The 25,096-nt window shown below is 41.2% G+C and carries 34 protein-coding genes; 5 read left to right on the top strand and 29 right to left on the bottom strand.

Annotated elements, in window-relative coordinates; translation table 11 throughout:
* Window positions 1-175: 175 nt before the first annotated feature.
* From QHG54_RS00705 to rpsL, 27 genes are all read right to left on the bottom strand, one after another.
* On the bottom strand, window positions 176-754 hold the full coding sequence (locus QHG54_RS00705; RefSeq protein WP_406604251.1) for an adenylate kinase: 579 nt from the start codon (window positions 752-754) through the stop codon (window positions 176-178).
* Window positions 751-2,097 (bottom strand): preprotein translocase subunit SecY, encoded by a 1,347-nt coding sequence (gene secY / locus QHG54_RS00700; protein WP_406604521.1) that lies wholly within the window; start codon window positions 2,095-2,097, stop codon window positions 751-753. Before secY ends, QHG54_RS00705 begins: the two co-directional genes overlap by 4 nt.
* A 167-nt stretch (window positions 2,098-2,264) precedes the next feature.
* Window positions 2,265-2,732, bottom strand: coding sequence for a 50S ribosomal protein L15 (rplO, locus tag QHG54_RS00695; protein ID WP_406604250.1), 468 nt, complete (start codon window positions 2,730-2,732; stop codon window positions 2,265-2,267).
* Between the two features lie 20 nt (window positions 2,733-2,752).
* The gene (rpmD, locus tag QHG54_RS00690; protein ID WP_406604249.1) at window positions 2,753-2,959 is read right to left on the bottom strand and encodes a 50S ribosomal protein L30; all 207 of its coding nucleotides are present in this window, start codon (window positions 2,957-2,959) and stop codon (window positions 2,753-2,755) included.
* A gap of 31 nt (window positions 2,960-2,990) precedes the next feature.
* Window positions 2,991-3,539 carry a 30S ribosomal protein S5 gene (gene rpsE, locus QHG54_RS00685; protein WP_317993413.1) on the bottom strand — a complete coding sequence of 183 codons (549 nt, stop codon included), beginning with the start codon at window positions 3,537-3,539 and terminating at the stop codon, window positions 2,991-2,993.
* A 114-nt stretch (window positions 3,540-3,653) separates the two neighbouring features.
* Window positions 3,654-4,016, bottom strand: a complete 363-nt coding sequence (gene rplR / locus QHG54_RS00680; RefSeq protein WP_006924696.1) for a 50S ribosomal protein L18 — start codon at window positions 4,014-4,016, stop codon at window positions 3,654-3,656.
* A 12-nt stretch (window positions 4,017-4,028) separates the two neighbouring features.
* Entirely contained in the window at window positions 4,029-4,562 is a 534-nt protein-coding gene (rplF, locus tag QHG54_RS00675) for a 50S ribosomal protein L6 (protein ID WP_317993415.1), read from the bottom strand.
* 39 nt (window positions 4,563-4,601) lie between these two features.
* Window positions 4,602-5,000 carry a 30S ribosomal protein S8 gene (rpsH, locus tag QHG54_RS00670; RefSeq protein ID WP_317993416.1) on the bottom strand — a complete coding sequence of 133 codons (399 nt, stop codon included), beginning with the start codon at window positions 4,998-5,000 and terminating at the stop codon, window positions 4,602-4,604.
* 14 nt (window positions 5,001-5,014) lie between these two features.
* Window positions 5,015-5,320 carry a 30S ribosomal protein S14 gene (rpsN, locus tag QHG54_RS00665; RefSeq protein WP_317993417.1) on the bottom strand — a complete coding sequence of 102 codons (306 nt, stop codon included), beginning with the start codon at window positions 5,318-5,320 and terminating at the stop codon, window positions 5,015-5,017.
* 24 nt (window positions 5,321-5,344) lie between these two features.
* Window positions 5,345-5,902: a 50S ribosomal protein L5 gene (rplE, locus tag QHG54_RS00660; protein WP_406604248.1), complete on the bottom strand. Its 558-nt coding sequence runs from the start codon at window positions 5,900-5,902 to the stop codon at window positions 5,345-5,347.
* The gene (gene rplX / locus QHG54_RS00655; RefSeq protein WP_006924701.1) at window positions 5,895-6,209 is read right to left on the bottom strand and encodes a 50S ribosomal protein L24; all 315 of its coding nucleotides are present in this window, start codon (window positions 6,207-6,209) and stop codon (window positions 5,895-5,897) included. Before rplX ends, rplE begins: the two co-directional genes overlap by 8 nt.
* 12 nt (window positions 6,210-6,221) lie before the next feature.
* Window positions 6,222-6,590, bottom strand: coding sequence for a 50S ribosomal protein L14 (rplN, locus tag QHG54_RS00650; protein WP_004855715.1), 369 nt, complete (start codon window positions 6,588-6,590; stop codon window positions 6,222-6,224).
* Window positions 6,591-6,736: 146 nt separating this feature from the next.
* Window positions 6,737-6,976, bottom strand: a complete 240-nt coding sequence (gene rpsQ / locus QHG54_RS00645) for a 30S ribosomal protein S17 (RefSeq protein ID WP_317993419.1) — start codon at window positions 6,974-6,976, stop codon at window positions 6,737-6,739.
* Window positions 6,977-6,987: 11 nt separating this feature from the next.
* Window positions 6,988-7,188, bottom strand: a complete 201-nt coding sequence (gene rpmC, locus QHG54_RS00640) for a 50S ribosomal protein L29 (protein WP_317993420.1) — start codon at window positions 7,186-7,188, stop codon at window positions 6,988-6,990.
* A gap of 12 nt (window positions 7,189-7,200) precedes the next feature.
* On the bottom strand, window positions 7,201-7,614 hold the full coding sequence (gene rplP / locus QHG54_RS00635; RefSeq protein WP_406604247.1) for a 50S ribosomal protein L16: 414 nt from the start codon (window positions 7,612-7,614) through the stop codon (window positions 7,201-7,203).
* A 33-nt stretch (window positions 7,615-7,647) separates the two neighbouring features.
* The gene (gene rpsC / locus QHG54_RS00630) at window positions 7,648-8,358 is read right to left on the bottom strand and encodes a 30S ribosomal protein S3 (protein ID WP_317993422.1); all 711 of its coding nucleotides are present in this window, start codon (window positions 8,356-8,358) and stop codon (window positions 7,648-7,650) included.
* Window positions 8,358-8,747 (bottom strand): 50S ribosomal protein L22, encoded by a 390-nt coding sequence (gene rplV / locus QHG54_RS00625; RefSeq protein WP_406604246.1) that lies wholly within the window; start codon window positions 8,745-8,747, stop codon window positions 8,358-8,360. The genes rpsC and rplV overlap by 1 nt, the downstream gene beginning before the upstream one ends.
* Before the next feature lie 2 nt (window positions 8,748-8,749).
* Complete coding sequence (gene rpsS, locus QHG54_RS00620; RefSeq protein WP_004855734.1) at window positions 8,750-9,028, bottom strand: 30S ribosomal protein S19; 279 nt, start codon at window positions 9,026-9,028, stop codon at window positions 8,750-8,752.
* Window positions 9,029-9,043: 15 nt separating this feature from the next.
* Window positions 9,044-9,877 carry a 50S ribosomal protein L2 gene (gene rplB / locus QHG54_RS00615; protein ID WP_317993424.1) on the bottom strand — a complete coding sequence of 278 codons (834 nt, stop codon included), beginning with the start codon at window positions 9,875-9,877 and terminating at the stop codon, window positions 9,044-9,046.
* 21 nt (window positions 9,878-9,898) lie between these two features.
* Window positions 9,899-10,192, bottom strand: a complete 294-nt coding sequence (locus tag QHG54_RS00610) for a 50S ribosomal protein L23 (RefSeq protein ID WP_317993425.1) — start codon at window positions 10,190-10,192, stop codon at window positions 9,899-9,901.
* A complete protein-coding gene (gene rplD, locus QHG54_RS00605) occupies window positions 10,189-10,809 on the bottom strand; it encodes a 50S ribosomal protein L4 (protein WP_317993426.1) in 621 nt (206 codons plus the stop codon). The genes QHG54_RS00610 and rplD overlap by 4 nt, the downstream gene beginning before the upstream one ends.
* The gene (gene rplC, locus QHG54_RS00600) at window positions 10,809-11,549 is read right to left on the bottom strand and encodes a 50S ribosomal protein L3 (RefSeq protein WP_317993427.1); all 741 of its coding nucleotides are present in this window, start codon (window positions 11,547-11,549) and stop codon (window positions 10,809-10,811) included. The genes rplD and rplC overlap by 1 nt, the downstream gene beginning before the upstream one ends.
* Before the next feature lie 28 nt (window positions 11,550-11,577).
* Complete coding sequence (rpsJ, locus tag QHG54_RS00595) at window positions 11,578-11,886, bottom strand: 30S ribosomal protein S10 (RefSeq protein WP_004855744.1); 309 nt, start codon at window positions 11,884-11,886, stop codon at window positions 11,578-11,580.
* Window positions 11,887-11,952: 66 nt separating this feature from the next.
* Window positions 11,953-13,128, bottom strand: a complete 1,176-nt coding sequence (tuf, locus tag QHG54_RS00590) for an elongation factor Tu (protein WP_078691533.1) — start codon at window positions 13,126-13,128, stop codon at window positions 11,953-11,955.
* 64 nt (window positions 13,129-13,192) lie between these two features.
* Entirely contained in the window at window positions 13,193-15,277 is a 2,085-nt protein-coding gene (gene fusA / locus QHG54_RS00585) for an elongation factor G (protein ID WP_406604245.1), read from the bottom strand.
* Window positions 15,278-15,304: 27 nt separating this feature from the next.
* Complete coding sequence (gene rpsG, locus QHG54_RS00580) at window positions 15,305-15,775, bottom strand: 30S ribosomal protein S7 (protein ID WP_317993429.1); 471 nt, start codon at window positions 15,773-15,775, stop codon at window positions 15,305-15,307.
* An 18-nt stretch (window positions 15,776-15,793) separates the two neighbouring features.
* The gene (gene rpsL / locus QHG54_RS00575; RefSeq protein WP_004859227.1) at window positions 15,794-16,165 is read right to left on the bottom strand and encodes a 30S ribosomal protein S12; all 372 of its coding nucleotides are present in this window, start codon (window positions 16,163-16,165) and stop codon (window positions 15,794-15,796) included.
* Window positions 16,166-16,674: 509 nt separating this feature from the next.
* Between rpsL and xth the strand changes: the two genes are divergently transcribed.
* The 5 genes from xth (at window position 16,675) to QHG54_RS00550 (ending at window position 20,871) form a co-directional block, all read left to right on the top strand.
* Window positions 16,675-17,457, top strand: a complete 783-nt coding sequence (gene xth, locus QHG54_RS00570) for an exodeoxyribonuclease III (protein ID WP_317993430.1) — start codon at window positions 16,675-16,677, stop codon at window positions 17,455-17,457.
* A gap of 128 nt (window positions 17,458-17,585) precedes the next feature.
* On the top strand, window positions 17,586-18,497 hold the full coding sequence (locus QHG54_RS00565) for a transporter substrate-binding domain-containing protein (RefSeq protein WP_317993431.1): 912 nt from the start codon (window positions 17,586-17,588) through the stop codon (window positions 18,495-18,497).
* Window positions 18,498-18,638: 141 nt separating this feature from the next.
* The gene (locus tag QHG54_RS00560; RefSeq protein ID WP_317993432.1) at window positions 18,639-19,391 is read left to right on the top strand and encodes an amino acid ABC transporter permease; all 753 of its coding nucleotides are present in this window, start codon (window positions 18,639-18,641) and stop codon (window positions 19,389-19,391) included.
* A gap of 2 nt (window positions 19,392-19,393) precedes the next feature.
* Complete coding sequence (locus QHG54_RS00555; RefSeq protein WP_317993433.1) at window positions 19,394-20,110, top strand: amino acid ABC transporter permease; 717 nt, start codon at window positions 19,394-19,396, stop codon at window positions 20,108-20,110.
* Window positions 20,111-20,136: 26 nt separating this feature from the next.
* Window positions 20,137-20,871, top strand: a complete 735-nt coding sequence (locus QHG54_RS00550) for an amino acid ABC transporter ATP-binding protein (RefSeq protein WP_317994054.1) — start codon at window positions 20,137-20,139, stop codon at window positions 20,869-20,871.
* Between the two features lie 101 nt (window positions 20,872-20,972).
* On the opposite strand, the gene QHG54_RS00545 is transcribed toward QHG54_RS00550, so the two are convergent.
* Window positions 20,973-21,764, bottom strand: coding sequence for a tetratricopeptide repeat protein (locus QHG54_RS00545; RefSeq protein WP_317993434.1), 792 nt, complete (start codon window positions 21,762-21,764; stop codon window positions 20,973-20,975).
* Window positions 21,765-22,331: 567 nt separating this feature from the next.
* A complete protein-coding gene (locus tag QHG54_RS00540; RefSeq protein WP_406604244.1) occupies window positions 22,332-25,055 on the bottom strand; it encodes a valine--tRNA ligase in 2,724 nt (907 codons plus the stop codon).
* Window positions 25,056-25,096: the final 41 nt, after the last annotated feature.

Below are 25,096 nucleotides of genomic sequence, written 5' to 3'. Positions count from 1 at the left end.
ATTCTCCTTGGTTATGTTGACAATTAGCCATAAAATACCTGATGTACCTTACAGAAAAACTGATCCGGCACAAATATTCTCCGAATCTCATCATTTTACTGAAATAAATTAAAGCACTTTTTGATAGATTTCATTGCAAAAGTCAACTCTTTTCATTTTATTTCTAAAAAAATCCTTATTTAAGAAACTCTCTAATCATGCGTGACACCTCAGCAACACCAATCATTCCATCAATTCTCTTCAATAATCCCCTTTCAGAATAAAATTCTGATAGAGGCACTGTTTTCTCACGATATTCCACTAATCGTTTTGCAAAAGCAACAGCATTATCATCCGAACGGACCTGATCACCGGTGGCTATTGTTTCCTGAACGCGCTTTTTCATTCGTTCAATCAAAGAATCCTCATCAACAACCAGCTCAATAACAGCATCAAGGCACATATTTTTCGACTGCAAAGTCTGTTCTAAAACCTCTGCCTGCCCCACAGTACGGGGATACCCATCCAAGACAAAACCGTTTACACAATCACTTTCGTCAATCCGATCTGATACAATTTGATTAACAATGCTATCAGAGACTAAAGCACCAGCATTCATAATAGCTTTAGCTTTTCTTCCAACTTCCGTTTCTCTGCTAATAGCCTCACGCAACATATCACCTGTTGATAACTGCGGGATACGATACTCCTGTGTCAACATCTTAGCTTGTGTGCCTTTTCCAGCTCCAGGAGGACCTAAAAGAACAATTCTCATCGTTTCCTTCTACCTCCACGAAGTTTTGATTTTTTAATCAACCCTTCATATTGGTGCGCGACAAGATGCCCCTGAATTTGCGCAACCGTATCAAGTGTAACAGTAACAACAATCAATAAGGAGGTTCCCCCAAGATAAAAAGGAACCTGTAGCGTAGATATCATAAACTCAGGTAACAAACAAACCAAAATAATATAGATTGCACCCACAACAGTAATACGCGTCAAAACATAATCAATATACTCAGCTGTACGCTCACCTGGGCGAATCCCTGGAATAAAGCCAGAATGCTTCTTTAATTGATCTGCTGTATCGCTTGGATTAAACACAATAGCCGTATAAAAAAAACAAAAAAACGCCATCAAAAGTGCATAAATAATCATATAAAGCGGCTGTCCGTGACCAAGAGAATAAGAAACAGCTTGGACCCATTGGGGCATTTTGTCAGAAAAATTATTAACAGTCGCAGGCAATAATAACAAGGATGAAGCAAAAATTGGTGGAATGACACCAGCAGTATTCAACTTCAAAGGAAGATGCGACATATCACCTTGAAACATCTGGTTGCCCACTTGGCGTTTCGGATACTGGATAAGGATTCGCCGTTGCGCACGTTCTACAAAAACAATAATTGCGATAACAGAAACCGCAATAAGAACAATTGTTATTAACAAAAAAGTTGATAAATCAGCCTGACTATGAGCCGTCAACAATTGAGCAAAAGTAGAAGGAAGATTAGCAACAATACCTGTGAAAATAATAAGTGAAACACCATTACCAACACCACGTGACGTAATTTGCTCACCAAGCCACATGAGAAACATTGTTCCACCAACAAGCGTAATAACAGAAGAAACACGGAACATAAAACCTGGCTCTACAACGATTTGAAGCCCGGTCCCTATACCGCTTTCAAGTGCAACAGCGATACCAAACGCTTGTAAAATCGCCAGCACTACCGTTACGTAACGGGTATACTGATTAATAACTTTACGCCCAAGCTCACCCTCTTTTTTGAGAGTTTCTAATGAAGGAATAATTGAAGTTAGCAACTGCACAATAATCGACGCCGATATATAAGGCATAATGCCTAGTGCAAAAATCGCCATGCGTCCAACAGCACCTCCAGCAAACATATTAAATAATCCGAAAACACCAGAGGCATGATGCTCAAATGTTTGCCGTAAAGCATCTATATTAATACCAGGAAGAGAAATATAAGTACCAAAACGATACACAATAAGTGCTGCTAGAGTAAACCAAATGCGTTTTTTTAATTCGGTTGCACGAGAAAAAGTACCGAAGTTTATATTGGAAGCAAATTGCTCTGCCGCTGATGCCATAAAACGTCTCCAGTCCACACTCCAGTTCTTTAAATGACAGAAGTATAATTTTTTAAATTTATATCGTCATACATAAATAAATGCAAAACTTAAATAATTCTCCACAAAAGATATCTCGGAACGAAAAACACCCGCCCCCGCAGATCATCATTCATATCAAAATAAAATCACCGAACAACTTCAGGAAAAATAACCTGACCACCAGCTTTTTCAATCTTAATACGAGCAGCTTCAGAAGCATAAGAAACATGAAACGTAATCTTCGCTTTCAATTCACCATCAGAAAGAATGCGGACACCATCTTTCACACGACGAATGATAGCAGCCTCTTTCAGTGCAATAATATCAACGGGTTTTTCAATGTCTAACTTACCTGCATCAACTGCCAACTGGATACGTCCCAGTGAAATTTCATTATAGGTCTTGGCAAAAAAATTCTTAAACCCACGCTTCGGCAAACGACGATAGATAGGCATTTGCCCACCTTCAAAACCATTAAGCGAAACACCAGAACGTGATCTTTGTCCTTTTACACCTCGGCCACCAGTTTTACCAGTACCCGAACCGATACCGCGCCCAACACGTTTACGATTTCTTGTTGCGCCTTTGCAATCACTCAGTTCATTGAGTTTCATATTTTATACTCCCGCAACCTTTAACCTTCATCTACAATCCGAACAAGATGACAAACCTTAGCAATCATACCCCGCACACAAAGGGTGTCCTCTAAAACACGTCGCCGCCGCATTTTATTCAATCCAAGCCCTTTTAACGTTGCACGTTGAATCTGTGAATTCCGAATTGGACTCCCAATCTGCTCAACCGTCACAGTTTTACCATTCTGAGATTTTTTCTGAACCATTTCCTAATTCCTTTTCTGACAATCCCAGAAATTACCCTTCTGCATCAACCAAATGCTGACGACGTGCCTGCAAAGTAGAATATTTGATACCACGTTGAGTTGCAATATCTCTAGGATGCATTTGATGTTTCAATGCATCAAAAGTTGCACGAACCATATTGTAAGGATTGGATGACCCTAGCGATTTTGCAACAACATCCTGCATACCAAGGGTTTCAAAAATAGCCCGCATCGGCCCACCAGCAATAATACCGGTACCAGCAGAAGCCGAACGCAGCAAAACACGACCAGCTCCATGACGGCCTTCAAGATCATGATGTAATGTACGCCCAGAGCGAAGCGGAACATAAATCATTCCACGCTTGGCAGCTTCTGTAGCTTTACGAACTGCCTCCGGCACTTCCCGCGCTTTACCATGACCAAAACCCACACGCCCCTTTTGATCCCCAACAACAACAAGAGCAGCAAAACCAAAACGTCGACCACCCTTCACAACTTTAGCGACACGATTGATATGAACTAGCCTATCGACAAATTCACCATCACGCTCATCTCGCTCACTACGTTCTTTCTGTGCCATTCCTCATTCCTTTTTCTTTTCCGGAAGCACGCTAACAAAGTTCCATCAGCAAATAAGAGGAACTCATACGAAACACTCTAAAATCTCCTTATTCAAATTCCCGAATAAGGCATTTTAGAAATTTAAGCCACCTTCACGAGCAGCTTCAGCCAAAGCTTTCACTCTACCATGGTAAACATATGCACCACGATCAAAAACCACCTCATTAACACCAGCTTTTTTTGCACGTTCAGCAATTAATTTACCAACAGCAAAAGCAGCCTCTTTATCAGAACCACTTTTTAACGATTTTTTTAAATCACCCTCAAGGGTAGATGCAGAAACGAGTGTACATCCACGCAAATCATCAATAATTTGAGCATAAATGTTTTGATTTGAACGATAAACACTAAGCCGCGGACGATCACTAGAAACCATTTTGATTCTACGACGAACACGCCGTGCACGACGCTGGATAATGTCCTTAGATGAAACCATAATGCAAAATCCTTATTTCTTTTTGCCTTCTTTACGAAAGATACGCTCATCTGCATGCTTAACGCCTTTGCCCTTATAAGGCTCAGGTCTACGATATTCCCGAATCTCTGCTGCGACTTGCCCAACTTGCTGCTTATCAATTCCAGAAATAACAATTTCTGTAGGCTTAGGAACCGTTACAGTAACACCCGATGGCACTTTATAAATCACATCGTGGGAAAAACCTAACGACAACTGAACATCCTTCCCCTGCAAAGCAGCACGATAACCAACACCGTTGATTTCTAGCTTCTTTTCAAAACCATCCTTCACACCCAAAAAAATATTTTCAATCATTGAGCGTGACATGCCCCATTTAGAGCGCGCATCTTTTGACTGATCCCGCGGCAAAACAGATATAGCATTTTCCTCAAACTTAACCAAGACTTCATCATTAACGACGTAACTCAGTTCACCTTTCGGACCTTTTGCCTTAACCAGCTGACCATCGACAGTTGCAGTAACCCCAGAAGGAACTGAAATGGGCTTTTTTCCAATACGAGACATTGTTCTAACCTATTTTTCTTCTGTTTTCTTAAAAATCACCTAGAAAACACGACAAAGGAGCTCTCCACCGACATTTTGTTCACGCGCCTGATGATCCGCCATAACGCCTTTAGGAGTTGATAAAATGGAAATACCAAGACCATTTGCCACTTGAGGAATTGACTTAGCAGAAACATACACACGACGACCAGGCTTTGAAACACGTGAAATCTCACGAATAGCAGCTAATCCTTCAAAATATTTCAACTCAATTTCGATTTCAGACTTTCCATCACCTAAATCAACTTGATTATATCCGCGAATATAACCTTCCGATTGAAGAACATCAAGAACGTGCGCACGAAGTTTAGAAGCAGGCGTAACCACTTTGCCTTTTTTACGAGAAAGTGCATTACGAATGCGTGTTAACATATCACCAAGAGGATCTGACATAGACATTGAGTAATCTCCTCTCACCAACTAGACTTAACAATGCCAGGGATATGCCCTACAGAACCAAGTTCACGTAAGGCAATTCGCGACATTCTTAATTTACGATAATAAGCCCTCGGACGCCCCGAAACCTCACAGCGATTACGAATACGAACCTTTGCAGAATTACGAGGCAATTCCGCCAATTGAACAGAAGCTTTAAAACGCTCTTCAAGCGAAACCTTCTGATCCATAACGATCGCCTTCAAACGTGCACGACGTGCAGCATAACGTTTTGCCATAACCTCACGGCGCTTATTTTTTTCAACGGCACTTACCTTGGCCATAACTTTACCTCACTACACTTGCCGTTACGAACGAAAAGGAAAATTAAAAGCCCGCAACAATTCGCGCGCCTCATCATCCGTTTTTGCTGTCGTACAAACGATAATATCCATGCCCCAAATTTGATCAACCTTGTCATAGTTGATTTCTGGGAATACAATATGCTCCTTAATACCCATGGCAAAATTGCCACGACCATCAAAGCTTTTTGGGTTCAGACCGCGAAAGTCACGAACCCGCGGAAGCGCAATCGTAACAAGACGATCTAAAAACTCAAACATACGATCTTTGCGCAATGTAACTTTAGCCCCAAGTGGCATCCCCTCACGAACCTTAAAGGTTGCAATGGAATTACGCGCACGGGTAACAACAGCCTTCTGACCTGTTATGAGCCCCAAATCCTCAGCAGCAAGTGAAGGCTTCTTGGAATCCGCAGTTGCCTCACCAATCCCCATATTAACCACAATTTTATCAACCCGCGGAATTTGCATCGCATTTTTATAACTAAATTTCTCTTGAAGCGCTTTACGAACAACTTCAAAATAATGCTTTTTCATGCGGGGCGTCTGTTTTTCCTCAGCCATTAATCAACTCTCCCGAACGCTTGGCAAAACGAACCTTATTACCATCTGCATTCATACGAAAACCTACACGGGTAGGCTTACCATCTTTAGGATCAGCAATCGCCAAATTAGATAAATGAATTGGAGCTTCCTTAGAAATGATCCCAGCTTCTTGCTTTTGCGTCTGACGTTGGTGACGTTTAATCATATTAACACCACGAACAAAAGCATTATTTTCCTTTGGATTCACTTTAATTACTTCACCACTACACCCTTTATCCTTACCGGATAAAACAACGACTCTATCACCTTTTCGAATCTTCTGCATAACATTCACCCCTTATAACACTTCAGGAGCGAGCGAGATAATCTTCATATGATTCCTACCACGAAGTTCGCGAGGAACTGGTCCAAAGATACGTGTACCGATCGGCTCTTTCTTATTATCAACTAAAACAGCAGCATTACTATCAAAACGAATAACGCTACCGTCCGCGCGACGAATATCTTTAGCAGTACGAACCACCACAGCTTTCATCACATCACCCTTTTTAACACGGCCACGAGGAATAGCATCCTTGACCGAAACAACAATAATGTCACCGACCGAAGCATATTTCCGCTTTGAACCGCCTAACACCTTGATGCACATGACACGACGCGCACCGGAATTATCGGCAACATCGAGGTTTGTTTGCATCTGAATCATGACTGGCCACCTTCTCTTAATGTTTATATCCGGTCGCGCCTCTGCACACCCGGATTTGCCTGCCAAATAACAATAGAGCCATTGCTCTCAAATCTATCAACAGAAATAAAATTCCTGTTAAACTTTAAAACAATAAATCTAGCTAACTACACTACACTGTCTTTAACAACAGTCCAACGTTTATCTTTCGAAATTGGTCTAGATTCCTGAATAGAAACCTGATCCCCAATCTTGAACTGGTTGTTCTCATCATGCGCCTTATATTTCTTAGATTGCCGAACGGTCTTCTTAAGAAGTGGATGAGAATAACGACGTTCCACTTTAACAACCACAGTCTTATCACTTTTGTCGCTTACGACAACACCCTGCAAAATGCGTTTAGGCATCTTTCACTTCCTTAAACCTTGCTCTCGTTTATCTTCTGACGAAGAAAAGTTTTAACACGCGCAATATCACGACGAACAAGCCTAACACGTGCAGCCTTTTCTAATTGGCCTGTCGCTTTTTGAAAGCGCAAATTAAATTGCTCTTTTTTCAACTTTACCAACTCATCTTTCATTTGGTCGAGCGTTTGCGCCCGTAATTCCTTGGCTTTCATCGCTTAACCTCTTTATTCAGCAATACGCTGGATGAAACGTGTCTTAATAGGTAGCTTTGCAGCACCCAATCTCAGTGCTTCACGTGCCACATCTTCAGGAACCCCATCAAGCTCAAACATGACACGCCCAGGCGCAACACGAGTCGCCCAATAATCAACACTCCCTTTGCCTTTACCCATACGAACTTCGGTTGGCTTAGATGTAACTGGAAGATCCGGAAAAATACGAATCCACACACGACCAGAACGTTTCATATAACGTGTAATCGCACGACGCGCCGCTTCAATTTGACGGGCAGTAATTCGCTCCGGCTCAACAGCCTTCAGACCATAAGCACCGAAATTTAAACTCGTACCACCCTTCGAAACACCGTGGATACGACCCTTGAACTGTTTACGGAACTTTGTGCGCTTTGGCTGCAACATTGCTCTCTACTCCAAAATTTAGTTCAACCGCAATTAAGCATTTTCACGGCGACGATTCGACGAAGGACCAGAATGATTAGCTTCCGCAGCACGACGCTCTGAAGCCATCGGATCATACTCGAGAATCTCACCCTTAAACACCCAAACTTTTACACCACAAATACCATAAGCAGTCTTAGCCTCTGCTGTACCGTAATCGACATCAGAACGCAAGGTATGAAGTGGAACACGACCTTCACGATACCATTCCATACGAGCAATTTCAGCACCACCAAGACGACCAGAACAGTTAATACGAATACCTTCTGCCCCAAGACGCATAGCCGATTGAACTGCACGCTTCATCGCACGTCGAAAAGCAACACGACGCTCCAACTGCTGAGCAATTGATTGCGCGATAATCGTAGCATCAATTTCTGGTTTATGAATCTCCACAATATTCAATGACGTCTCTGCATTTGTCATCTCTGAAAGCTTACGACGAAGCTTCTCGATATCGGCACCCTTTTTACCAATAATCAAACCAGGACGCGCCGAATAAATCGTCACACGACATTTCTTATGGGGACGCTCAATAACAACCTTAGAAATAGCTGCTTGTTTTAACTCCTCGAGAACATATAAACGAATTTTTAGATCCTCATGAAGAAGACGCCCATACTCACCACCATCAGCATACCAACGAGAATCCCAAGTTCGATTAACTCCAAGACGAAGCCCTATTGGATTGATCTTCTGCCCCATTATGCAGCCTCCACTTTTTCGGTAACTTCACGAACAATAATAGTAAGATGCGAAAATGGACGCTCAACTCTACTAGCACGTCCACGACCACGAACATGAAAACGTTTCATTACTATCGACTTACCAACATAGGCTTCTGCAACAATGAGCGAATCAATATCAAGATCATGATTATTTTCCGCATTTGCAATCGCTGATTCAAGCGTTTTTTTTACCGTTTCAGCAATACGTTTACGCGAAAATGTTAAATCAGCGAGCGCCACATTAACTCTTTTACCACGAATCATTGCAGCAACTAAGTTAAGTTTTTGCGGACTAACACGAATTGTCCTGGTAACAGCCTTCGCCTCATTATCCTTAAGCTGGCGCAAAACTTTAGCTTTACCCATTCCTACTTCCTCTTCGCTTTTTTGTCTGCACCATGCCCATAATAGGTTCGGGTGGGAGCGAACTCACCAAACTTATGCCCAACCATCTCTTCAGAAACAGAAACAGGAATATGCTTATTGCCGTTGTAAACACCAAAAGTCAAACCAACAAATTGTGGTAAAATAGTAGAGCGACGACTCCATATTTTTATAACTTCATTGCGCCCACTAGCACGTACCTTCTCTGCTTTCCCAAGAAGATAGCCGTCAACAAACGGACCTTTCCAAACTGAACGAACCACTTCAGACTACCTTTCTCATTTCTTGCGCTGATGACGCGTACGCATAATAAATTTATCAGTGGCTTTATTGGAGCGCGTACGCTTACCTTTCGTAGGCTTACCCCAAGGAGACACTGGATGACGCCCCCCTGATGTACGACCTTCACCACCACCATGTGGATGATCAACTGGATTCATAGCAACACCACGAACGTGCGGACGCTTACCGCGCCAACGTGACCTTCCTGCCTTACCATCATTAATATTGGCATGATCAGGATTTGAAACAGCACCAACAGTTGCAAAACAACTACCAGATACCAAACGCTGTTCACCAGAATTAAGACGAAGAATAGCCATCCCTTGATCGCGCCCTACCAACTGCGCATAAGTGCCAGCTGAACGTGCAATCTGACCACCTTTACCCGGCTTCATTTCGACATTATGAATAATCGTACCCACCGGCATATTAGCGAGAGGCATAGCATTACCGGGCTTAACATCAACATTCGAACCAGCTATAACAGAATCACCTATATCAAGACGTTGTGGTGCAAGAATATAACTTAATTGGTCATCTTCATAGCGAATTAATGCAATAAAAGCAGTACGATTTGGATCATATTCCAAACGCTCAACTTTTGCAGAAACACCACGTTTAAGACGCTTAAAATCGACAAACCGATAACTACGTTTATGACCACCGCCCTGAAAACGAGCAGTAACGCGACCACGATTATTACGTCCACCTTTTGACGACAAACCTTCAGTCAACGTTTTTACAGACTTACCCTTATAAAGACAAGAACGATCTACAATAACAAGCTGACGCTGTCCAGGCGTAGTTGGATTAAAGTGCTTAAGTGCCATTATTCTTATCTCCGAGCCTCTTTAAAGACCTGTCGAAACGTCGATAGACTGACCACTTGCCAGTGTCACGATCGCTTTCTTGACATCACTCTGCCGACCAACAATACCTTTGAAACGCTTCACCTTACCCTTACGGACTATCGTGTTAACTGCTTTAACCTTAACGCTAAAAAGCGCTTCAACAGCAGCCTTAATCTCAGGCTTTGTCGCTTTCGGCGCGACATTAAAAGCAACTTGATTATATTCAGAAATCATAGTCGACTTTTCAGTAATAACTGGACTAACAATTATATCATAATGGCGAAGGTCTGTCATTTAAAACGCTCCTCAAGAGCCTCGACAGCTGCCTTTGATAAAACAAGTTTGCTGCGACGCAAAATATCATAAACATTAATTCCCTGAATTGGTAAAATATCAATATTAGGAATATTAGATGCTGCACGAGAAAAATTAATATCAATTTCCCTGCCGCCAATTAACAAAGCATTATTAAACCCAAGCTTAGAAAAATTTGAAGCAAGAATTTTAGTTTTAGCATCCTTAACGTTCAACTCATCAACGACGATTAAATCATTTGCCTTTAATTTTGCTGACAAAGCAAGACGCAATCCCAGTGCACGAATCTTTTTAGGAAGATCATGAGCATGACTACGAAAGACTGGGCCATGCGCCTTACCACCACCTCGAAACTGCGGTGCACGAGCAGATGAATGTCGAGCACGTCCAGTTCCTTTTTGTTTAAACATCTTTGCTCCTGTTCGCGATACATCAGATCGCCCCTGCGATTGATGCGTCCCCTGTTGACGACGTGCAAGCTGCCAACGAACAACACGTTGCAAAATATCCTCACGTGGAACAAGACCAAAAACACCCTCAGAAACCTTTAACTTACCAGCTTCATTACCATCAAGGGTTTTAACTATAAGATCCATTATTCGGCTCCCTCAGTTTCAGAGGTTTCCATCACCGGAGCAACCATTTCCGTTTTATCCTTCGCAAAATGGCGAATACCAGCAGGCTTCGGCGCATTATCAGGAAGACGTTTCTTTACAGCATCCCGCACTAAAATCCAAGCACCTTTAGAGCCAGAAACAGCACCACGCACTAAAATTAAACCACGTTCAACATCCGTAGAAACAACCTCAATATTCTGTGTTGTTACACGCACCTGCCCCATATGGCCAGCCATTTTTTTACCTTTAAACACTTTACCAGGATCTTGACACTGTCCTGTAGAACCATGAGCACGATGTGTAATTGAATTACCATGTGAAGCACGATGTCCACCAAAATTATGCCGCTTCATAACACCAGCAAAACCTTTACCGATACTCGTACCTGTCACATCAACTCTCTGCCCCGGAACAAAATGTTCCGCCGTAATTTCAGTACCGATATCAAGAAGATTATCGGGACTAACACGAAATTCTGCTATTTTGGCTTTCGGCTCAACAGAAGCCTTAGCAAAATGTCCACGAAGAGCTTTCGAGGTATTTTTAACCTTCGCAAAGCCTACACCTAATTGAACAGCAGTATAACCATTCTTTTCAACTGTACGCTGAGCAATGACTTGACAACCCTCCAAACGAAGTACCGTCACTGGCACATGTTCACCAGAATCATTATAAATACGGGTCATGCCCAGCTTCTGTGCTATTACACCTGAACGCATCGGGTCTGTTTCCTTCTGTCCTCAAACCTCAGAGCTTAATCTCGACATCCACACCAGCAGAAAGATCGAGCTTCATAAGCGCGTCCACTGTTTGCGGTGTTGGATCAACAATATCAAGAAGACGCTTATGTGTACGCATTTCAAATTGCTCACGGCTCTTCTTATCTATGTGTGGCCCACGATTGACTGTAAACTTCTCAATCCGCGTTGGAAGCGGAATAGGACCACGGACATTCGCACCAGTACGCTTAGCGGTCGAAACAATCTCACGCGTCGACGCATCAAGAATTCTGTGATCAAACGCTTTCAAACGAATGCGGATATTTTGACTGTTCATGCTCTTTATTTCCCTATCACACAAAAACGCCTTTTAACAACAAAGACGTTCTTGAACAACCACTCTTTACTCAATGATTTTAGAAACGATACCTGCACCAACAGTACGACCACCTTCACGAATAGCAAAACGCAGCTTCTCTTCCATTGCTATCGGAACGATCAATGAAACATCCATCGCAACATTATCACCAGGCATAACCATCTCTGTACCTTCTGGGAGCGTAACAATCCCTGTCACATCTGTTGTACGGAAGTAAAACTGTGGACGATAATTGGTAAAAAATGGTGTATGACGCCCACCTTCATCTTTCGTTAAAATGTAAGCCTCTGCTTTAAAGCGCGTATGAGGCGTAACTGAACCAGGCTTCGCCAAAACTTGTCCACGCTCAATCCCTTCACGATCAACACCACGAAGCAGCGCACCAATGTTATCACCTGCTTGACCTTGATCCAAAAGCTTACGGAACATCTCAACCCCTGTAACTGTCGTCTTAGAAGTCGGACGAATTCCTATAATCTCTATTTCCTCACCAACCTTAATAACACCGCGCTCAACACGACCAGTCACAACAGTTCCACGTCCTGATATCGAAAAAACATCCTCTATCGGCATCAAAAACGGCTGATCAACAGGACGCTCAGGAGTCGGTATATAATTATCAACTTCGCTCATCAAAAGACGAACCGCATCTTCACCAATGCTTTTATCTTTATCTTCAAGAGCTGCCAATGCAGAACCTTTAACTATTGGTATATCATCTCCTGGAAAATCATATTTCGACAAAAGCTCACGAACTTCAAGCTCAACAAGCTCCAAAAGCTCAGCATCATCAACCTGATCTACCTTATTAAGAAAAACAACAATCGCTGGAACACCAACTTGACGCGCCAAAAGAATATGCTCACGAGTCTGAGGCATCGGACCATCAGCGGCCGAAACAACCAAAATCGCACCATCCATCTGCGCCGCTCCCGTGATCATGTTTTTCACGTAATCCGCGTGCCCAGGACAGTCAACATGAGCATAGTGGCGCTTCTCTGTTTCATATTCAACATGCGCCGTAGAAATGGTAATCCCACGCGCACGCTCCTCTGGTGCCGCATCAATTTGGTCATACGCTTTAAATTCACCAAAATATTTCGTAATTGCTGCCGTTAACGATGTCTTCCCATGATCAACGTGACCAATCGTACCAATATTAACATGCGGCTTCGTACGTTCAAATTTGCTCTTCGCCATTTGAGCTCTCCATTTTCCGTCCTAACTAAGGACTAAGTTAAAAAATTAATCACGCAATCCCAAATTACGCATATTTCTTTTGAATCTCCAAAGCAACAGCCGAAGGGACAGGCTCGTAATGATCAAACTGCATCGTATACTGCGCACGCCCCTGACTCATCGAACGAAGACTATTCACATAACCAAACATATTTGCCAAAGGAACCATTGCATTTACAACCGTCGCAATACCACGCGCCTCAGTTCCTGAAATTTGACCACGACGAGAATTCAAGTCACCAATGACATCACCAACGTAATCTTCCGGAGTCACAACCTCCACCTTCATAATCGGCTCAAGAAGCTGCGCACCAGCCTTCTTCGCTCCATCACGAAAAGCCGCACGAGCAGCAATTTCAAAAGCTAAAACGGAAGAATCAACATCATGATAACCACCATCAACCAGAGTAGCTTTTACACCAAGCATAGGAAAGCCCGCAAGAGGACCCGAACCCATAACACTCTCAATTCCCTTTTGAACACCAGGAATATATTCCTTAGGAACTGCTCCACCGACGATTTTTGATTCAAAGATAAAATCATCCCCATCATGAGGCTCAAAAATTATTTTCACACGAGCGAACTGCCCTGCACCACCAGATTGCTTCTTATGCGTATAATCAATTTCCGCAGTTTTTGTAATCGACTCGCGATAAGCAACCTGAGGCTGCCCGATATTAGCTTCAACCTTAAACTCTCGGCGCATACGATCAACAATAATATCAAGATGAAGCTCACCCATACCAGCTATAATTGTTTGACCAGATTCCTCATCTGATTTAACACGGAAAGAAGGATCTTCCGCCGCCAAACGATTGAGTGCAATACCCATTTTTTCTTGGTCTGCTTTCGTTTTTGGCTCAATCGCAATTTCAATAACAGGCTCTGGAAACTCCATCCGCTCCAAAATAACGGGCTTTAAAGGATCACAAAGAGTATCACCTGTTGTCGTTTCTTTAAGCCCTGCAAGAGCAACAATATCACCAGCAAATGCTTCCTCAATATCCTCACGAGAATTTGAGTGCATCTGAAGCATACGACCCAAACGTTCCCTCTTTCCCTTCACAGTATTTTCAAGAGAAATACCTTTTTGAACTTTACCAGAATAAATACGACAGAAAGTCAACGAGCCCACAAACGGATCATTCATAATCTTAAAAGCAAGCATAGAAAGCGGAGCGTCATCTGAAGATTCACGCGTTGTCTCACTATCCGTTTTTACATCAACCCCACTAATTGCGGGAACATCAACTGGAGAAGGAAGATAAGAAACAACAGCATCCAAAAGCGGCTGAACACCTTTATTTTTAAAAGCCGTGCCACAAAGAACCGGATGGAACTGAACTTCTATAGTCCCCCTACGAATGAGAGCAATTAGCTGCTCATTCGTTGGCATCACACCTTCCAAATACGCTTCTGTTGCAGCCTCATCAACCTCAACTGCCATCTCGATTAATTTCTCACGATACTCTTCAGCTTTTTCCTTTAAATCGGAAGGAATCTCACCAACCACTGCAGAAGCACCAATAGAACCGTCCCATCTTAATGCCTTCATTTCAACAAGATCAACGACACCCTCGAAATCATTTTCAGCACCAATCGGCAGTTGTAAAACAAGTGCTTTAGCCCCCAATCGCGAGCCAACCATTTCCACACTACGATAAAAATCAGCGCCTATTTTATCCATTTTATTAACAAACACCATGCGCGGCACACGGTATTTTTCAGCTTGTCGCCAAACAGTTTCCGTCTGAGGCTCCACACCAGCATTTGCATCCAACAACGCTATCGCACCATCAAGAACACGCAAAGAACGCTCAACCTCAATGGTAAAATCAACGTGCCCTGGCGTATCAATGATATTAAAGCGCCGCTTCCGACCATCACGCCCTTCCCAAAAGGTCGTAGTCGCAGCAGAGGTAATCGTAATACCACGTTCCTGCTCCTGCTCCATCCAATCCATCGTAGAAGCACCATCGTGCGTCTCACCGATTTTATGATTTTTACCAGTATAGAACAAAATACGCTCAGTCATAGTGGTCTTACCGGCATCAATGTGCGCCATAATACCAAAATTACGATAATCTTCAATTTTATATTCGCGAACCATTGCACTTGCCTTAGTTTTTAAACATACCTACCAGCGATAATGAGAGAATGCACGATTAGCCTCAGCCATACGATGAACATCCTCACGCTTCTTCACTGCAGAACCGCGATTATTAGCCGCATCCATCAACTCACCAGAAAGACGATCAATCATTGTCGTCTCATTACGCCCCCGCGCCGCAGTAATCAACCAACGGATAGCAAGAGCCTGACGACGGTCAGGACGAACATCAATCGGAACCTGATAAGTAGCACCACCAACACGACGCGAACGAACCTCAATATGAGGAGCAACATTTTCTAACGCCTGATGAAACAAAGCCACAGGATCTGACTTCACCTTACTCTCTACAGCATCAAGCGCACCATAAACAATACGCTCTGCAACCGACTTTTTACCATCAAACATAATGGCATTCATAAATTTTGTAATAACCAAATCACCAAATTTAGGATCTGGATTAATCTCACGTTTTTCTGCTCTATGGCGACGGGACATTGGCTCTGTCTCTCAATATTATTTTGGACGCTTCGCGCCATACTTTGAACGACGCTGTTTACGATTCTTGACACCCTGCGTATCAAGCAACCCACGAATAATGTGGTAACGAACTCCTGGCAAATCCTTCACACGACCACCACGAATCATCACAACAGAGTGCTCCTGAAGATTATGCCCCTCTCCGGGGATATAACCAATCACCTCAAATCCATTTGTCAAACGGACTTTAGCAACTTTACGAAGAGCAGAATTTGGTTTTTTCGGTGTCGTTGTATAGACACGCGTACAAACACCACGCTTCTGCGGATTCGACTGAAGAGCAGGAACCTTATTGCGCTTAACTGGCGCCACACGCGGTTTGCGAATCAACTGGTTTACGGTAGGCATGCAACCTTCCTCTTTTTCGATCTACGTTCGTCTAACCCACTTGGGCTTTATTTTATTTCAACACATTCCGACATAATCGGAGCGAATACCTAAGCTTACACACAAAATCGGGCACGCTTGCTAGAAACAGCTTACCCGACTACACGCAGAGAAGGCAACAGCCTTTTGCACTGGCATTTGCTTTTAATCTTTCAAAACAACCCTTGTTTGAATGATCCTTTTGATAAACATCAAAAAACATTAATCACTCTTATTCATCGGTTGTGATAGCCTCTAATAGCGAGAACACATACATTCGTCAAGAACTAAACATCAGAAAGTTTTTAAAAATGAAAATAAATTAAATTGTAATGCTTTAAAATTTGGCTTTTACAGGAGCTGTTGCTAAATTAATTTACCATAGTAATATTCCCAACACAACAAAAAGAGCAGCGACATCTCTGGAGTATTTATAGAACACTTTAACGTAAATAATTCAACGAATTATGCTTGATATTTAAGATGAGATTATGAAAATAGTAACGTGGAATATTGCTGGAATAAAAGCACGGCATGAAACATTATATAAATGGCTACAGAAAAATCAGCCCGATATAGTCTGTCTACAAGAAACGAAAAGTACCGATGAAAATTTTCCATGCCATGCAATCGAAGACTTAGGCTACCACATAGAAATGCATGGACAAAAAAGTTTCAATGGTGTTGCGATTCTCTCTAAAAAAACACCTGATGAAGTTAACCGCCGATTACCGGGCAATGACAATGATGAACAATCGCGTTACATTGAAGCCGTTTATTCAACAAATAAAGGTGTTATTCGTGTTGCATCACTTTATCTACCGAATGGCAATCCCATTAACAGCGAAAAATACCCTTATAAAATGGAATGGATGGAAAGATTATACACACATGCAAAATCATTGCTTACATATGAAGAGCCCCTTATCCTAGCCGGTGACTATAATGTCATCCCTACCCCATTGGATGCAAAGAACCCTCAAGAATGGAGTGATAACGCCTTATTTCTTCCACAAACAAGACAAGCCTTCCAACGGATTTTGCATTTGGGTTTTTATGATGCTATCCGTAACGTTACAGACACCCCTCCATTTAGTTTCTGGGATTTTCAAGCTGGAGCATGGACCAAAAATAATGGCATTCGCATTGATCATTTACTCTTATCACCAGAAGCTGTCGATCAACTTATCTGCGCTTATAGCCAAACAGAGGTAAGAGGATACCAAAAACCATCAGATCACGCTCCCGTTTGGATCCACCTTAATTTTAATTAACAGAGAATAAACGTACAATACCTGTTTGCTTCGGATAAAAAATATCCCACATCGAATAATAAATATGTTACACAACCCATATGACAATCTTAAAAAAAATAAGAAATTGTAACCGCATCGAGGAAAGAATGAAAAAATCACTTTTAATATTCATTGCAACAACTGCAACCATTATTGGGCTTATAGGTATAGCAAAAGCTGGAAATGATACACTTGAAAAAATTAAAAAAACAGGGGAGATCACCCTAGGTGTTCGCGAATCATCAGGTTTAGCTTATGCTCTTGGTAATGGAAAATATGTAGGCTTCCACACAGAAATGGCAGAGCATATCATTGATGACATTTCAAAAAAAATTGGTAAGCCCATTAAAATTCATTATCTCCCCATCACATCACAAAATAGAATTCCTCTACTGAAAAACAGTACCTATGACTTTGAATGTGGCTCAACAACAAATGATGTTGCCCGCAGTAAAGAAGCAGCGTTTGCTTATACCACTTACGTCGAAGAGGTTCGGATTGCTGTAAAGAAAAATTCTAACATTAAATCCTTGGAGGATTTAAACGGAAAAACAATCGCGACCACCACTGGAACAACCTCTGTTCAACTTATCCGTAAAAATAAACGTGCAAAAAAACTTGATTTTAAGGTTGTGAAGGGAAAAGATCATGGAGATAGTTTCTTATTACTAGAATCTGGTAAGGCAGATGCATTTGTTATGGATGCTTCAATTCTTGCTGGGCATATTGCTAAATCAAAAAATCCCTCTGATTATGTCATTCTTGATACTGTACTTTCAGTCGAACCTATCGCCTGTATGCTCCGATTAAATGATAAAAACTTTGAACAAGCAATCAACGATAGCATCTTGCGTCAAATCAAAGACGAATCACTCGAAAAACTTTATGATAAGTGGTTTATGAAACCAACCCCACCTGCAAATGCTATTGTTAATCTTCCCTTGTCAAAATCAACAAAATATGCTTGGGAACATCCAAACAATAAGCCTCGTGAAGATTATACAGAAAATAATTTGTAGAATTTTTAAAAAAGATAGCCACACTCTTTGAAAATTGAGTGTGGTTATGTTTTAGTTCATTTTTCAATAAATTCCGGATATGTAAATATGGCGGATTTATTGCCTTGTTTGTGAATGACTAAATTTAGGAAATATCAATTAATGGACTTTTCTTTCCTTTGTACAGATGACCTTACCCAAACAATGGTAGCGGGGTGCCTCGGAACCCCAGGTGTGAGTCATACCTATTTAGATACACTGTTGGATGGCATAAAAAATACAGTTGTACTCTCCATCACCTCACTGATCTTGGCTGTATTCTTTGGTATTACTATAGGAACAATACGCACTCTACCAAATACTTCCATAATCAATTTCTTATTGCGTACTATTGGTAGTATCTGGGTAGAAATTATGCGTAACATTCCTCTCCTTGTACAAGTGTTTTTATGGTATTTTGTTGTACCTAAAATTTATCCACCAGCGATGAATTTTTCACCCATTCTCTTAATAACATGTGCCTTGGGATTTTTTACATCTGCACGCATCGCAGAACAGGTTCGTTCAGGGATTGAAGCTATCCCTTCTGGACAGCGCTATGCGGCGATGGCAATGGGTTTTACCACATATCAAACTTATCGCCATATCATATTACCGCGTGCTATGCGCACAATCATGCCTCCACTTACTTCAGAAGCAATGGGAATTGTAAAAAATTCGTCTATAGCATTCGCCGTCTCAATAAATGAACTCATGCAATTTCAATATCAAACAATTGAAGAAGTAAGTCATGTTTACGAAAACTATTTGCTCGTCACAATTCTTTATATTTTGATAGCCTTATCGATATTCATCATTATGACAGTGATTGAACAAATGCTCAAAATTCCCAATTTTCAAACAGAGGGACATTGAATATGATAGATTTCATGAGCTCTCATTTTAGATTTTCTTCGCCTTTCAATTTTTCAGACTTTGATTTTTCGTTTTTTACTTTTGATATATTTTGTTCTTACATTTTAGCAGGTCTGCTTTTTAGCGTTTTTCTAACTCTTTTTGCGACGGCATTTGGATTTATTTTCGGCACGCTCTTGGCAATGATGCGGCTTTCTTCTAGTAAACTGCTCTCTTCACTTGCAATAATTTACATAACTGCTATGCGCTCAATACCGCTTGTTATGGTTATCTTATGGTTTTTTGTGCTTTTGCCTTTCATTACCGGCACCTCAATTGGTGCAAATAAATCAGCACTCATTACCTTTACTGCATTTGAAACTGCTTATTTTGCAGAAATTATGCGCGCTGGCATAAATTCAGTTTCGCAAGGACAAAAATATGCGGGGCAAGCTCTGGGAATGACATATTGGCAAAACATGTACATTGTCATTCTTCCCCAAGCCTTTAGAGATATGCTACCAGTTTTTTTAACACAAGTTATTATTCTTTTTCAGGATACAACTCTTGTTTATGCAATAAGTGGCAACAGCCTTTTGAACGGTTTTGATATTGTTGCTAACAATTTTGGTGTGAAGCAAGAAGCTTATATCTTGGCAGCCATTTTCTATTTTGTTATTTGTTTCACACTGTCGCAAATAGTTTTATATTTACAGAAAAAAGTATCCATTATTCGCTAACGGGGAAAAAAATGTCTTCTACTCATATGATCGAAATAAAAAACGTTTCCAACTGGTATGGCGAAGTTAATGTTCTTAAAGACTGCACAACCAACATTAACAAAGGGGAAGTTGTTGTAGTTTGTGGACCATCAGGTTCAGGTAAGTCAACACTCATTAAAACTATTAATGCTTTAGTACCTTTTCAAAAAGGCGAAATTTGGATCGATGGAGTACCAGTTCATTCAAAACAGACAAATCTGTCTAAATTGCGTAGCCACGTAGGAATGGTATTTCAGCACTTCGAACTTTTCCCACACTTATCTGTTACAGAAAATCTAACAATAGCACAAATTAAAGTTCTAAAGCGCAGCAAAAAAGAAGCACTTGAACGCGGCTTATTATATCTTGAACGCGTTGGACTCATTGCACATAAAGATAAATACCCCGGTCAACTTTCCGGAGGTCAACAACAACGTGTTGCTATTGCACGTGCATTAACCATGGATCCACTCGTTATGCTTTTTGATGAACCCACATCTGCTCTGGATCCTGAAATGGTAGGGGAAGTACTGGATGTGATGATCGGCTTAGCAGAAGAGGGTATGACGATGATTTGCGTAACGCATGAAATGGGTTTTGCTCAAAAAGTGTCGGAACGTGTTATTTTCATGGATCAAGGAAAAATTCTCGAAGATTGTTCATCCAAAGAATTCTTCTCTGCCCCGCAAGCCAGAACACCGCGTGCACAAGAATTTTTGTCTAAAATTCTCAGCCATTAGTTATTACATTATGATGACCAACGCATTTCTTCCTGTTCAGGTGCGGATAAGAGTCCAAGTCTTGTTATCAAGAAGTCCCTAAAAACCTTGTAATAAAATATTCAAAAACTGTTATTTTTTAGAATATCATCGACCAAAGACATTGCCGTACGTCGCTCAAATTCGTCACAACTGGCAAAAGCGCGCTCTTGCATAGGACGAATCCAATCACGATCTTTCTCATTGGCTTTTTCATAAGCTGCAGTTAACATCGCGACACCACGAACTGTTTTTCCTGCCTGAAAAAGCATATCTCCAAGCATTGCTTGGGCAAGAGGATTCCCTTTTCTTGCTGAAAGCTGGAACCATCGTGCTGCCTGTACAAGATTTTTCTCTCTTCCTTCTCCCTTTAAAAAAATTTTTCCTAGATGATACTCAGCTATAGGATTTCCATAATTCACCGCCGCCTGCATATAAAGGCTAGCTGCATAAAAAGAATTAGGTTTTACAGGTGATTGAGGAATACCTTTTTTTATATACCCCGCAAGTTTAACCAATGCATCAGAAAGATAGCTTTCATTCTCTGAACCAAGATCAGCACCTTTTTCAACAATATAGGAAAAAAAGGTATACGCTTTATAATCATCCTCAGGTACACCATCACCATCTGCATAGATATGGCCAAGTTTCCAATTTGCACCAATATGGCCCAGATTAGCTGCACAACGTAATGCTGAAATAGCCTGATTTATTTGACCATTTTTGTATGCAGACATACCGCGTTTCAAAAAATAGAATGAATTATCAGTAACTTTCTGCGAGCCATTTAGATCTATTCCATAAGAGGTAGAGAGAGATCCTCCTAAGATAATAACGACCGCTGCTTTTTCCAATACCCTAAGCCCGTTTACCATCTCCCCCCCCTTTAGCTTAATTTTAATCGTTATATCTGCTGCAATCTTTTGTATGCATTCGAAATTTTCTTGTTAGTAATAAAAACAAAATGCTCTCGAATGAGTATTTTAACAGAAAAGGTGAATAAATGGAAATCGCCCAAAATATCTAGCCAAAAGAATGTTTTATTTTTTGTTTAACAAATTGATTTTTAAGAATAAATTATCATTCTACATTTTGTATAAGATCCCATTATATTAGTTATTTCAAATATTCTTATCATGAATCAACAAAAACTATTCCATAGAAGAACATATGTATTGAAAAGAAATTTTAGAATGGATGAAACATGTGGAACCATTTAAAGACAAGAGCAGTCATCAACTTTCAAAAGAGGTAAATATAATAATAGTATTAACTGATGACTTCATAAACATAAAACATGGCGGAGCTCAGAAAACTTTTCATTACAGCATGCATGAAAAACACCAAGAGATAGAATTTGGAAGAAAAAACAATTTCTTTTAAAAAATCTGCAAATTAGCAGCGTAATGCCATCATGATAAAAAAGAATAAAAGGAGGCCAATTACACCAACCGCTCTAAAGCAATAGATATTTTCTTTTGTGCCGCACGCAATTCTACAATCCTGTTACGTTCAACCTCAACAATTTCCGGTTTTGCATTTGCTATAAATTTTGGATTGTTCAATTTAACTGATATCTTTTCAATATCTTGTTCAATTTTACTCACGTCTTTCATTAAACGAGCGCGTTCAGCTTCCAAATCAATTAATTGCCCCAACGGTAAACAAAAAATCGCCTCTCCCAAAATCATTTGCGCTGATACAGCTGGAACCTTATCAGAGAAATGAATTGTTTCAATACGTGCTAACTTTTTAAGAAGAGCATCATAACGTTGGACACGCTCTCGTGTTACTTCCCCTCCCTCTACAATAACAAGAGGTGCGAACACACCTGCCGGAATGTTCATTTCAAAACGCACAGATCGAATCCCACTAACAACATCAATGAGCCAATTAATATCAGAAGCAGCCTCTTCATCTGCAAACATTCCCTCTGGCCATTGTATTAATGCCAGCATATCCTCACGCTTCATGCTTGGCGTTTCTGTGAGAGACCACAACTCCTCCGTCATATGAGGCATAAAAGGGTGAAGAAGCTTATAAACTTCATCCAAAACCCAAGCAGTACATGCCTGAGCCTCACTTTTAGCATCTTCATTCGAACCTTGAAAAACAGGCTTGAGAAGTTCTAGATACCAATCACAGAGTGTATTCCAGATGAAGCGATAAAGTACGCCTGCAGATTCATTAAACCTATAGTTTTCAATACCGGTAGTCACTGCCGAAACAGTTTTAGATAATTCTGTTAAAATCCAACGATTAAGCGCAAGCTTTGCTTTTTCTGGCTTAAAAGCTGGATCATGCTTAACACCATTCATCTTTGCAAATCGGGTAGCGTTCCACAATTTCGTAGCAAAATTACGATAACCTGCAATACGGGAAGGATCAAGTTTTACATCACGCCCCTGTGCAGCCATAATAGCCAAAGTAAAACGGAGTGCATCTGCGCTATATTGATCAATAAGCTCCAATGGATCAATAATATTTCCCTTCGACTTTGACATTTTTGCACCCTTCTGATCCCGTACGAGAGCGTGCACATAAACCGTTGGGAAAGGAACCTCACCCATAAAATGAAGTCCCATCATCATCATGCGAGCAACCCAAAAGAAAATAATATCAAACCCAGTAACCGATAGAGATGTTGGGTAAAAAGTGGTTAATTCAGCTGTTTTATTGGGCCAGCCTAGCGTTGAAAAAGGCCAAAGAGCTGATGAAAACCAAGTATCTAAAACATCCTGATCACGAATGAGCTTAACCACTTCACCATAATGAGAGAAAGCCGAAGCTAAAGCCTCTTCTTCACTTTTTTCAACAAAAATTGTACCATCTGGACCATACCAAGCTGGTATTTGATGTCCCCACCATAATTGACGCGAAATACACCACGGTTGAATGTTTTGCATCCAATTGAAATAAGTTTTTTCCCAATTATCCGGCACAAATTTTGTTTTTCCTTGCCGAACAGCCTCTATTGCTGGCTTAGCTAATTCTGCAGCATTAACATACCATTGATCTGTCAAGAAGGGCTCAATAGGTACCCCACTCCGATCTCCATGAGGAACGGTATGTGGATGATCATCAACCATCACTAAATACCCTCCCTCTTCCATCAAAGAAACAATCCGATTGCGTGCAACAAAACGATCAGATTGATCTAAATCTTCTATCAAGATTTTTAATTCATCCGATAAGGCCAAACCATCAAAAAACGCTTCATTCTCACGCAAAAAAATCTCAGCTTTTTGCGTAAAAATATTGATCAAACGTAAATCATTGCGCTTGCCCACTTCAAAATCGTTAAAGTCGTGCGCTGGAGTGATTTTTACCGCACCACTGCCCTCGTCAGGATCGGCATAAGCATCACCAACAATCAATAACCTACGACCAACAAGCGGTAAAATAGCATTTTGACCTATAAGATTTTTATAACGATCATCTTCGGGATTAACCGCGATTCCCGTATCACCAAGCATTGTTTCTGGTCGTGTTGTTGCAACTGTTATAAAAGTTGTAGCATCATTTGGATCAAAAACTTTCCCTTCAAGTGGATACCTAAAATGCCACAAATGGCCTTTGACTTCTTTTTGCTCAACTTCAAGATCAGAAATAGCCGTCAATAATTTGGGATCCCAATTGACGAGACGCTTGTCCTTATATATCAATCCTTGCTTATAAAGCGTAACAAAAACCTCACGGACAGCTTCAGACAAGCCCTCATCCATTGTAAAACGCTCACGCGACCAATCACATGAAACACCAAGGCGCCGTAGTTGATTAGCAATAACCCCACCAGTCTCATGACGCCATTCCCAAATACGGTCAATAAACTTTTCCCTACCCATTTCTTGACGCGTTGGTTGTTTACGCTCTGCGAGCTGACGCTCAACAACCATTTGTGTTGCAATCCCAGCATGATCCATGCCAGGCTGCCATAACACATTTTTGCCACGCATCCGCTGAAAGCGAACCATAATATCTTGAATTGTTGTATTGAGTGCATGGCCCATATGAAGGGAGCCCGTAACATTGGGAGGCGGGAGCATAACACAAAAAGGCTCTGCGCCACTTTTTGAACCCATCCCCGCTTTAAAAGCACCACGAGTTTCCCATTTTTTTGCAACCCGTTGCTCTATGGAAGCAGCATCATAGTTTTTTTCTAACATTCTACTCACCCATAACGCCGCTAAAAAGCGCCACTGTATGA

The sequence above is a fragment of the Bartonella gliris genome (genome assembly GCF_045277155.1).
Taxonomy (GTDB): Bacteria; Pseudomonadota; Alphaproteobacteria; order Rhizobiales; family Rhizobiaceae; genus Bartonella; species Bartonella gliris.
This window is presented reverse-complemented; position numbering and strand designations above follow the sequence as displayed.

Bases quoted from the DNA above. Each gene is read 5' to 3' on its own strand.
- QHG54_RS00705 (WP_406604251.1), bottom strand. From the start codon at position 754: ATGAGAATTGTTCTTTTAGGTCCTCCTGGAGCTGGAAAAGGCACACAA.
- secY (WP_406604521.1), bottom strand. From the start codon at position 2,097: ATGGCATCAGCGGCAGAGCAATTTGCTTCCAATATAAACTTCGGTACT.
- rplO (WP_406604250.1), bottom strand. From the start codon at position 2,732: ATGAAACTCAATGAACTGAGTGATTGCAAAGGCGCAACAAGAAATCGT.
- rpmD (WP_406604249.1), bottom strand. From the start codon at position 2,959: ATGGTTCAGAAAAAATCTCAGAATGGTAAAACTGTGACGGTTGAGCAG.
- rpsE (WP_317993413.1), bottom strand. From the start codon at position 3,539: ATGGCACAGAAAGAACGTAGTGAGCGAGATGAGCGTGATGGTGAATTT.
- rplR (WP_006924696.1), bottom strand. From the start codon at position 4,016: ATGGTTTCATCTAAGGACATTATCCAGCGTCGTGCACGGCGTGTTCGT.
- rplF (WP_317993415.1), bottom strand. From the start codon at position 4,562: ATGTCTCGTATTGGAAAAAAGCCCATTTCAGTTCCTTCTGGGGTTACT.
- rpsH (WP_317993416.1), bottom strand. From the start codon at position 5,000: ATGTCTATGTCAGATCCTCTTGGTGATATGTTAACACGCATTCGTAAT.
- rpsN (WP_317993417.1), bottom strand. From the start codon at position 5,320: ATGGCCAAGGTAAGTGCCGTTGAAAAAAATAAGCGCCGTGAGGTTATG.
- rplE (WP_406604248.1), bottom strand. From the start codon at position 5,902: ATGGCTGAGGAAAAACAGACGCCCCGCATGAAAAAGCATTATTTTGAA.
- rplX (WP_006924701.1), bottom strand. From the start codon at position 6,209: ATGCAGAAGATTCGAAAAGGTGATAGAGTCGTTGTTTTATCCGGTAAG.
- rplN (WP_004855715.1), bottom strand. From the start codon at position 6,590: ATGATTCAGATGCAAACAAACCTCGATGTTGCCGATAATTCCGGTGCG.
- rpsQ (WP_317993419.1), bottom strand. From the start codon at position 6,976: ATGCCTAAACGCATTTTGCAGGGTGTTGTCGTAAGCGACAAAAGTGAT.
- rpmC (WP_317993420.1), bottom strand. From the start codon at position 7,188: ATGAAAGCCAAGGAATTACGGGCGCAAACGCTCGACCAAATGAAAGAT.
- rplP (WP_406604247.1), bottom strand. From the start codon at position 7,614: ATGTTGCAGCCAAAGCGCACAAAGTTCCGTAAACAGTTCAAGGGTCGT.
- rpsC (WP_317993422.1), bottom strand. From the start codon at position 8,358: ATGGGGCAGAAGATCAATCCAATAGGGCTTCGTCTTGGAGTTAATCGA.
- rplV (WP_406604246.1), bottom strand. From the start codon at position 8,747: ATGGGTAAAGCTAAAGTTTTGCGCCAGCTTAAGGATAATGAGGCGAAG.
- rplB (WP_317993424.1), bottom strand. From the start codon at position 9,877: ATGGCACTTAAGCACTTTAATCCAACTACGCCTGGACAGCGTCAGCTT.
- QHG54_RS00610 (WP_317993425.1), bottom strand. From the start codon at position 10,192: ATGACAGACCTTCGCCATTATGATATAATTGTTAGTCCAGTTATTACT.
- rplD (WP_317993426.1), bottom strand. From the start codon at position 10,809: ATGGATCTTATAGTTAAAACCCTTGATGGTAATGAAGCTGGTAAGTTA.
- rplC (WP_317993427.1), bottom strand. From the start codon at position 11,549: ATGCGTTCAGGTGTAATAGCACAGAAGCTGGGCATGACCCGTATTTAT.
- rpsJ (WP_004855744.1), bottom strand. From the start codon at position 11,886: ATGAACAGTCAAAATATCCGCATTCGTTTGAAAGCGTTTGATCACAGA.
- tuf (WP_078691533.1), bottom strand. From the start codon at position 13,128: ATGGCGAAGAGCAAATTTGAACGTACGAAGCCGCATGTTAATATTGGT.
- fusA (WP_406604245.1), bottom strand. From the start codon at position 15,277: ATGGTTCGCGAATATAAAATTGAAGATTATCGTAATTTTGGTATTATG.
- rpsG (WP_317993429.1), bottom strand. From the start codon at position 15,775: ATGTCCCGTCGCCATAGAGCAGAAAAACGTGAGATTAATCCAGATCCT.
- rpsL (WP_004859227.1), bottom strand. From the start codon at position 16,165: ATGCCTACCGTAAACCAGTTGATTCGCAAACCGCGTGTGGCGCCAGTT.
- xth (WP_317993430.1), top strand. From the start codon at position 16,675: ATGAAAATAGTAACGTGGAATATTGCTGGAATAAAAGCACGGCATGAA.
- QHG54_RS00565 (WP_317993431.1), top strand. From the start codon at position 17,586: ATGAAAAAATCACTTTTAATATTCATTGCAACAACTGCAACCATTATT.
- QHG54_RS00560 (WP_317993432.1), top strand. From the start codon at position 18,639: ATGGACTTTTCTTTCCTTTGTACAGATGACCTTACCCAAACAATGGTA.
- QHG54_RS00555 (WP_317993433.1), top strand. From the start codon at position 19,394: ATGATAGATTTCATGAGCTCTCATTTTAGATTTTCTTCGCCTTTCAAT.
- QHG54_RS00550 (WP_317994054.1), top strand. From the start codon at position 20,137: ATGATCGAAATAAAAAACGTTTCCAACTGGTATGGCGAAGTTAATGTT.
- QHG54_RS00545 (WP_317993434.1), bottom strand. From the start codon at position 21,764: ATGGTAAACGGGCTTAGGGTATTGGAAAAAGCAGCGGTCGTTATTATC.
- QHG54_RS00540 (WP_406604244.1), bottom strand. From the start codon at position 25,055: ATGTTAGAAAAAAACTATGATGCTGCTTCCATAGAGCAACGGGTTGCA.